Here is an 8,182-nt window from a genome sequence, read left to right on the forward strand (position 1 = left end):
ATGACAGAACAAAGCCTTGCCACGCGCGTTGCGCAGCACGCCGAAATCATGCGGCACGCGTGTCTTGTGCTCTATGCCGGGGCCAGTCTGATGCCTGTGGCCCGTGCGCGACTGATGACGCCCGAACTGTCTGCCATGCCGGTGATGGGACCCGCCGATGCGAAAGAGCAGCCGGGGGCAACCTTTGTGACGGATCTGGAGCATGAGGCGGCTCAGGCCGCTTGCGATCTGTTCGGGGCGGATTGGGCGGAGGTGCGCCTGCCAAGCTGTACGCTCGCAAATCTGGCGGTCTATGCGCATTTCACCCGGCCGGGAGACACAGTACTGGGCCCGGCCGCTGCGGATGGGGGGCATCTCAGCCAGCGCGCAGGTGGGACACCAGCGCTTGTCGGGCTTGAGGTCCAGCCACTGGTTTATGACCCGCGGGAGCAGATGCTCGACCAGAGTACAACTGTTGCGCGGATCAAGGCGTATAGACCTTCTCTCGTGATCCTTGGGCGCAGTGTTGTGTTGAAACCCGACCTGATCGAAACCGTGGTCGATGCAGCACATGATCATGGTGCGCTGGTGATGTTCGATGCGTCCCATGTGCTTGGGCTGATCGCGGGGGGCGCGTTTCCGAACCCGTTTGAGGCGGGGGTCGATCTGATCACCAGCTCGACCTATAAAACGCTTTGCGGCCCGACAGGGGGGGTGGTTCTGGGGGCGAGATCCACGGATGGAGAAAAATTTTCGAATTTTCTGAATGCAGGCTTTCTGGCCAATCAAGATGCCGCCCGCCTGCCTGCGCTTCTTGACGCATTCAAAGCGTTTCAGACTCACCCCGGGCGGGCGCAAAGGATTCTGTCCTGCGCCACGGCGCTCAAGGCGGCATTTCGGAACGAAGGGATTGACGTGCTGTTGACAAAGGAGCCCGCACAGACGCATCAGATCGTGGTGCCGATCGGGTCCGAAGCTGAAGCGCGCGCCGCCATGCTGCGGCTTGAGGCCGGGAATGTATTGGTTGGAACCTGCGCTGTGCCAGGGCGCTCTGGAGAATATGGTTTGCGATTCGGAGCGCAAATTCTGGCGGATGTGCCCGGCCTCACACATGAGGACTATGCGCTTTTGGCACGGGGCATTGGATCGGTGCTTGCCACGTCAGATGAGGTTGCGGACCGTTTCGCTTTATCCCGTATCGTGCGAGACATGCTGGCGCACTATGAGGCTGTGCGCCCGCTTCAATAGCGGGCGATACGCTCTGTCAAAAGCGCGAAGACCCGATCCGCATCTACGTCCCGGGCCACGTTGACAATCGGTTGCGAGGGGTCGCGTTTGCGACTGTCACAAACGGTGCGTCCGAAATTCGGCCCTTCGTTCACGTCGACCAGAACGGCCATTTCCGTAAGGCTGAACAACGTCGGATCAATCGCCCAAGCAATTGTACACATGTCATGAATCGCGGCACCGTCCCAGCCGTAGCGCTCGGTGTATGAGGGGCGGTAGGCCTCGATCAGTCGGGCGATCAACTGCGCAATCGGTGACCCGAGGGCCTCAAGTGCGGCGACGCGGTCGGGTGTGGCGATCACTTTATGAGTGACATCGAGGCCGAACATGGTCACGGGGCACCCGGCTTCGAACATCTTGCGCGCGGCATGGGGATCGGCAACCATATTGAACTCGGCGGCGGGGGTGGTGTTACCCTCTCCGATCGCGCCGCCCATGATCACAATTTCCCGCAGGTTCTGCGCCAGACGGGGCTCGAGCCGCATGGCCAGAGCGATATTTGTCAACGGTCCAATACCGAACAATGAAATCTCACCCGGTGCGGTCATCACGCTGTCGATGATGAAAGACACGGCATGAAGATCAGCCGGTTTGCCGTTGGGCACGGGCATTTCAACCCCGCCGAACCCGGATGCCCCATGCACGTTACTCGCGTGGATTGCGGGTCGCACCAAAGGCCGGTCCGCCCCAGCATAAACGCTTATGTTTCGATCAAGGATGTCAAGAAGGGCAAGCGCGTTGATCGTCGTCCGCTCCAGAGCCACATTGCCATGTGTGGTTGTGATCCCCAGGAGATCGAGTTCATCTGAAGCGCAGCAAAGTGCGATGGCGACAGCGTCGTCAATGCCGGGATCGCAGTCGAGAATTAGTTTCTTAGTCATGATATAGCCCCTTTGGGGTCTATTTATATAATTTCGAAATTTATCGCAAGTCGCGGATTATTACCGGCCTCCCCGCCTTTGCGGCCCTCTGTACGCCCAAAAGGACGTATTTTGCTCCCCAAGATCCACACGAACAATTGTGGCAATTACAGCGAGATCTTTGACCATGAAAACTAGAGAGATTGATGTGATCTCAGAAAACTTCTTTGATTTTGACTAGAGTTCATCTTTTGTTTAGGGTGTCGGGCCACACGCATAGCATGTATTTTGCTGTGTTTCGATGATATTTTCAGGACAGTTTAAGTCACTCGGCCGCCTTTGAAGCTGAAGATGCGGGGAAATTTGTGTAGGGGTATTACCTATCTGCCCTAGCGCCGCGACCTGACAGGTTGAAAACCCCCGACGATCTTCGCCGGGGGTCTCTTCGTTGTCCGGCAAGGGGACCAGACAGGAAGCCTGACAGCTTCGGCGGTTCCCGAAGCTTTTTGACTGGAGAACCGAAGGATTTAGTCTCCGATGTCGGTGCGGCGGATCTCACCTGACCGCAGCCGTGCCAGATAAGAGGCAAGCTCACGCTTGACGATGGGCATCAGCAAATAGAGGGCAAAAATGTTGACGACCGCCATGGAGAACAGCGCGGCATCGGAAAAGTCGATCACCGGACCCAGATTGGCAGACGCGCCGATCACCACAAACACACAGAAGATCAGTTTGAACAACAGGCCGGTCAGCTTGCCTTCTCCGAACAGAAAGGTCCAAGCTTTCAGGCCATAATAGGACCAAGAGATCATTGTCGAAAAGGCGAACAGGATCACGGCCAGAGCAAGGGTGTATTTGAACCAGGAGAAGGCGGTTGAGAAGGCGGTCGATGTCAAGGCGACTCCTGTCTCGCCGGATAGAGTCTGGATCGCAGAGCCGGTTTCGTTGAGCCGGTAGACCCCCGTTTCGGCATCATAGGCCAGCTGGCCCGTGATGATGATCACAAGGGCCGTCATGGTACACACCACCACTGTGTCGATGAACGGTTCGAGCAAGGACACGAAACCTTCCGTAATAGGTTCTTTTGTTCGTACGGCGGCATGGGCGATGGCGGCCGAACCCACTCCGGCCTCGTTCGAAAAGGCAGCGCGGCGAAACCCTTGGATCAACGCACCGACGATGCCACCGGCAACACCAAGCCCCGTGAAGGCGCCGGTGAAAATCTGTCCAAAGGCCCAACCGATCATATCTGTGTTCATAAGGATAACAACGAGCGCGGTAGCCACATAGAACACTCCCATGAACGGTACGATCCGCTCGGTGATCTGGGCGATATTGCGCAACCCACCCACGATCACAGCAAAAATCAGAGCTGCAAAGATCAGCCCGGTTAGGACGCCCGGCACATCTCCGAAAACAAGCGCGATTTGAGCATGGGCTTGATTGATTTGAAACATATTGCCGCCACCGAGGGAGGCGAGGATCGTGAAGAGGGCGAAAAGCACAGCCAGAGGTTTGCCGCCGGGAATGCCCCGCTCTGCGAAACCTTGCGCAATATAATACATTGGTCCACCGGAAACGCTGCCATCGGCATTTTCGCGACGATATTTCACTGCCAACGTGCATTCCGTAAATTTCGAGGCCATGCCTAAAAGGCCGGCGACAATCATCCAGAATGTTGCGCCGGGTCCGCCGATGGTGACGGCGACCGCAACCCCCGCGATATTGCCAAGGCCGACTGTTCCCTAAAGGGCGGTGGCGAGGGCTTGGAAATGGCTGACCTCACCGGCGTCATTGGGGTCGCTGTAGGCCCCTTTGACCAAAGCGATGGAATGCGGAAAGGCGCGCAGCTGAATGAAGCCAAAATAGAAAGTGAACACCAATGCCGCAATCACCAGCCAGCCGACAATCCAGGGGAAATTCGTTCCGGGGAATGGGCTGAAAATGAGGCTGACAAACCAACCGGTCGAGGAGGCAAAACCGGCGTTGATCTTATCTTCCACAGAGGGGGCCGCGGCGAGTAGGGCGCAGGGTGAAAAGGCGAACGCCGCGGCACTTGCGGCTCGCAATACTGATATGGTCATGAATGGAACCTGTGTCTGGCGTTAGGGCAGAATGGTAAGGGCGATAGGGCAACTCTGAGCGAGGCTGCTTGCGACAGAGCCAAAGACCCTGCGCGTAATCCTGCCATGTCCACTTCTTCCTATGACAAGTTGTACGGTATTCTCACGTTTGACGAGTTTGAGAAGCACTTCAGCAACATGCCCGTAATGGATTTCCGTTTCAAACGGCACACCGCTGTCGGCATATCGTGTTTTAAGCGGCCCCAAGATGGCCTGTTCAGCGCGGTCCAGTTCCGCGCGACGGCGCGCGTGCCGCTCTTCGATTTCCTGCGGTGTCAAAAAACTGTAAGGCGACCATTCCAAAACATGGGCGACAAGAATTTCACCCTTTAAAGCGCGGGCGCGTTCTATCGCAAATTCGAGCGCACGAACGGCGCTGTCGCTGCCATCGAAGGCAACGATGATTTTCTGTGTCATGTGGGGCTCTCCCTGTAGGTTAACCTGCGCCGACAGTCTCCTCTTCCCGCCAGGCAGGGGAAGATCCACGACCGCATTGGCCATGGATCAGTGTTGCGCCCGACGCTTAGCGTCGGGGCGTCAGATGAATGCCGGCAATGGTGCAGCGGACAGAGCCGCCGGCCTTTTCCAGAGTTGGAATTTTGAGAGGAACCAGACGCACCGTTTGCGCAAGCGTCTCGCGCTGATCCTGGTCCAGAGCATCGTAGGCGGTTTGCGAAAGCGCCAAAATACGTCTCTCGCTTCCCTGCAGCTCGATGGCAGCGACAGCGAAAGCTGCAATCTGTGCCTCGCTCAGTCGGACGATGGTGCGCCCACTTTCTTCAAAGCGCTCGAGCACTTCGTCGCGACGCATAGCATCCGTGATCATCTCCGCCCCGATCAAAACGAATTCCGTTCCAATGCACATTAGAACGTTGGTGTGATAGATTGCCACGCCACGCGAATCTGCCGCGGGGAACACCATCGGCTCGAAATTGAAATGCGTACAGAAACGTTCAAGAGCAATCGGGTTGGTCCGATCCGAGCTCGCTGCATAGGCAACCCTGTTGATATGATCGAGGACCATCGCCCCGGTGCCTTCCAGAAACAACCCGTCGGGCTCGAGCCCCGAATAGTCGATGACATCCTGCACGCGATAACGTGCCTTGAGCATCTCGATAATGTCGGCGCGACGCTCCAGACGGCGGTTCGGTGCTTTCATCGGATAGATCGCCACATGCCCGCCGATATGGGTCGAGAACCAGTTGTTCGGAAAGACACAATCCGGGACTGCGGGATCGGTGCCCTCGAACACGTGGACTCTCACCCCGTGGCGCTCGAGCTCAGCCATTGCCCGGCTGTGCTCCTCATAGGCGTGGTGCGATAGAGCGGCGCTGTCGGAAACAGTTTCGCAAGACTGAAAGGCGTTGTCCTGCGCCGTCTCCGTGTTCACCGTAAAATGATGTGGACGCACCATCACTACGGCAGACGGAGCCTGTACGGAAGCGCGTGTCATGCGGCACCGCCTCTGGCGCGCTGCAACATTCCGAAAAGATCGCGGGGGTCGTCAGGGTCGGCCAGGAGATCGAGATTCTCAAAGAGCCCGGTACCCTCGAGATGATCGCGGATGTAGCGTAAGGCGGAGAAATCCTCGGTTGCAAACCCCACACCGTCGAACAGCGTGATTTGGCGCGCATCTCGGCGGCCCGGCACGGCGTCGGTCATCACCTGCCACATCTCAGTCACCGGGAAATCCTCAGGCATCTGCTGGATCTCGCCCTCAATGCGGGTTTGCGGAGGATATTCGACAAAGACATCGGCGCGGCTGAGGATATCCTTGTGAAGCTCGGTCTTGCCCGGGCAGTCGCCGCCGATGGCGTTGATGTGCACACCCGCGCCGACCATGTTGTCCGAGAGGATTGTGGCATATTGCTTGTCGGCGGTGCAGGTGGTGATGATCTGAGCGCCCTCGATGGCCTCTTGCGCACTCTTGCAGGCCGTCAATTCAAAGCCCTGATCGGCAAGGTTGCGCATGGCTTTGTCCGTGGCGCGCGTGTCGATGTCGTAGAGCCGTAGCTTGGTGATGCCGCAGAGCGCTTTCATCGCCAGCGCCTGAAACTCCGACTGTACGCCGTTGCCGATCATCGCCATTGTGTCGGCGCCTTCCGGGGCAAGATACTTTGCCACCAATCCTGAGGTCGCTGCCGTGCGCAACGCAGTCAGCACTGTCATCTCGGTCAACAGCACGGGATAGCCGTTGGCTACGTCGGCCAACAAACCGAAGGCGGTGACGGTCTGAAGCCCCTCATGTGTGTTTTTCGGGTGGCCGTTGACATATTTGAAACCATAGGCCTCACCGTCGGAGGTCGGCATCAACTCAATTACACCATCCTTGGAATGAGCGGCCACCCGCGGGGTTTTGTCAAAGCTCTCCCAACGTTTGAAATCGTCCTCGATATAGTGGGCGAGGCCGGTAAGCATCTCCGTCAATCCGATGCGATGCACGAGGCGCATCATGTTTTTGACGCTGACGAAGGGAACATAAGCAAGATCGGAGGGCAGTGGCGCAGACATGTTGTGTCCTTTTTCTAAAGTCTGCAGCGACTATCCGGTAGAACGATTTGTATAATAAATATGAAACTTGTCTTTTTTAACCATACAAATTATACACTTTGTATGGCTTATTGCTGCAATTTGGGCTGTCATGACGGAAGCTGGTGGAAAATATATTTTTGACGATCTGGATCGCGAACTGATCGCCCTCTTGCGCAAAGACGGACGCGCGCCGGTGTCAAAGCTTGCCGAAATCATGGGCGTCGCTCGGGGAACCGTCCAGACGCGGCTGGATCGGCTTTTGGCATCGGGTGCATTGCTCGGTTTCACAGCGCGTGTACGCGATGATTATGACGACACGGCGGTGCGGGCGATCATGATGATCGAGGTCGAGGGGCGTACGACATCGCATGTGATTTCGCGCTTGCGTGGTTTGACTGAGCTTCAGGTCCTTCATACGACAAGCGGCAAATGGGACTTGGTTGCGGAAATTCTCGTCGAAAATTTGAATGAATTTGACAGGCTGCTGAGAGAGGTCCGTTTGGTGGAGGGCATCAGGAATAGTGAAACGAGTATTCTGTTGTCGTCGATCTAAACAGTCTACAGAAACGTGATAAGGGCGATAGCCTTAGCGAACTGAATGTCACTGGTAGATCAAGTAATTGCAGATATCGATATTAAATGCACTTTGGACTCCCACATTTCTGTAAGCCGCAATCGGTTCTTAGTCGTTTCCAGCGACATCTCCCGGCAGATAGAACTCCGTGATCCCGCGCTTCCCTTCGGCCCGCCCAAGCTGGACGATCACATCGATGGATTTCCGGATGTATTCCCGCACCTCAGCGAAGGTCAGCGGCGTACCAGCCTGCAGTACCATGATCGCCAGCCGGTCGATCGCGAGTTCCGCGGTTTCGGCGTGGATGGTGGAGACCGACCCGCCATGACCGGTGTTGATCGCCTCGAGATAGGTCAGGGCCTCGGCGCCGCGCAGCTCGCCGACGATAATCCGGTCGGGGCGCATGCGGAGCGATGCCTGCAGGAGGGCGTTGGCGCTGCGTTGCGATCTGGAACCGCGGTCGGCCAGGAGGGCAACAGTGTTTGGCTGGCTAGGGAAGAGCTCAAAAGCGTCTTCGATGGTGATCAGCCGCTCCTGCTCGCTCACATGGGTCAGAAGGTGGCGGGCGAAGGTGGTCTTGCCAGTCGAGGTGCCGCCGCTGATCAGGACGTTGAGCCGTGCTTCGACCAGGGTCTGTAGGGCAGCTTCGAGGTTCTCTTCGGCGAGACTGGCGATGTTTTTCATCTTCTCGGCGCGGAGTGCATTGAGCGAGACGGCCTTGCCGAAGAGATAGGCCGGGCCGTAATCCCGGACGCTGCCGGAGGCGAAGAGGCGGATGGTGATCGAGGCGCCGCGATCGATAGCGGGCGGCACGGCGACCTGGACCC

At 57.3% G+C, this 8,182-nt stretch carries 7 protein-coding genes and 1 pseudogene; 2 read left to right on the forward strand and 6 right to left on the reverse strand.

The features are described 5' to 3' along the window. Positions 1 to 1,227: a hypothetical protein gene (locus tag ACN0X0_RS18580; RefSeq protein WP_417280390.1), complete on the forward strand. Its 1,227-nt coding sequence runs from the start codon at positions 1 to 3 to the stop codon at positions 1,225 to 1,227. Here ACN0X0_RS18580 and ACN0X0_RS18585 read toward each other — a convergent pair. The 5 genes and pseudogenes from ACN0X0_RS18585 to ACN0X0_RS18605 form a co-directional block, all read right to left on the reverse strand. Beyond that, complete coding sequence (locus ACN0X0_RS18585) at positions 1,221 to 2,147, reverse strand: nucleoside hydrolase (RefSeq protein ID WP_417280391.1); 927 nt, start codon at positions 2,145 to 2,147, stop codon at positions 1,221 to 1,223. The two genes, ACN0X0_RS18580 and ACN0X0_RS18585, sit on opposite strands and share 7 nt — an antisense overlap. A 506-nt stretch (positions 2,148 to 2,653) precedes the next feature. Next, positions 2,654 to 4,210 (reverse strand): annotated as a pseudogene (locus tag ACN0X0_RS18590) (alanine/glycine:cation symporter family protein). A gap of 21 nt (positions 4,211 to 4,231) precedes the next feature. Further along, complete coding sequence (locus ACN0X0_RS18595; RefSeq protein ID WP_417280392.1) at positions 4,232 to 4,666, reverse strand: universal stress protein; 435 nt, start codon at positions 4,664 to 4,666, stop codon at positions 4,232 to 4,234. Positions 4,667 to 4,772: 106 nt separating this feature from the next. Beyond that, positions 4,773 to 5,702 (reverse strand): citrulline utilization hydrolase CtlX, encoded by a 930-nt coding sequence (gene ctlX, locus ACN0X0_RS18600; RefSeq protein WP_417280393.1) that lies wholly within the window; start codon positions 5,700 to 5,702, stop codon positions 4,773 to 4,775. After that, positions 5,699 to 6,760, reverse strand: a complete 1,062-nt coding sequence (locus tag ACN0X0_RS18605; protein ID WP_417280394.1) for an ornithine cyclodeaminase — start codon at positions 6,758 to 6,760, stop codon at positions 5,699 to 5,701. The genes ctlX and ACN0X0_RS18605 overlap by 4 nt, the downstream gene beginning before the upstream one ends. A gap of 67 nt (positions 6,761 to 6,827) precedes the next feature. Here ACN0X0_RS18605 and ACN0X0_RS18610 point away from each other — a divergent pair, with 67 nt between their 5' ends. Then, positions 6,828 to 7,334 carry an Lrp/AsnC family transcriptional regulator gene (locus ACN0X0_RS18610; protein ID WP_417280395.1) on the forward strand — a complete coding sequence of 169 codons (507 nt, stop codon included), beginning with the start codon at positions 6,828 to 6,830 and terminating at the stop codon, positions 7,332 to 7,334. Positions 7,335 to 7,463: 129 nt separating this feature from the next. Here the strand turns inward: ACN0X0_RS18610 and ACN0X0_RS18615 are convergent. Then, on the reverse strand, positions 7,464 to 8,182 hold a 719-nt coding region (locus tag ACN0X0_RS18615; protein ID WP_417280396.1), incomplete at its 5' end, for a CpaF/VirB11 family protein.

The organism is Celeribacter sp., assembly GCF_048270365.1.
Taxonomy (GTDB): domain Bacteria; phylum Pseudomonadota; class Alphaproteobacteria; order Rhodobacterales; family Rhodobacteraceae; genus Celeribacter.

What these genes read in the sequence shown, in the direction of transcription:
- ACN0X0_RS18585 (WP_417280391.1), bottom strand. Translation starts at nt 2,147, where the DNA reads ATGACTAAGAAACTAATTCTCGACTGCGATCCCGGCATTGACGACGCT.
- ACN0X0_RS18605 (WP_417280394.1), bottom strand. Translation starts at nt 6,760, where the DNA reads ATGTCTGCGCCACTGCCCTCCGATCTTGCTTATGTTCCCTTCGTCAGC.
- ACN0X0_RS18580 (WP_417280390.1), top strand. Translation starts at nt 1, where the DNA reads ATGACAGAACAAAGCCTTGCCACGCGCGTTGCGCAGCACGCCGAAATC.
- ACN0X0_RS18595 (WP_417280392.1), bottom strand. Translation starts at nt 4,666, where the DNA reads ATGACACAGAAAATCATCGTTGCCTTCGATGGCAGCGACAGCGCCGTT.
- ctlX (WP_417280393.1), bottom strand. Translation starts at nt 5,702, where the DNA reads ATGACACGCGCTTCCGTACAGGCTCCGTCTGCCGTAGTGATGGTGCGT.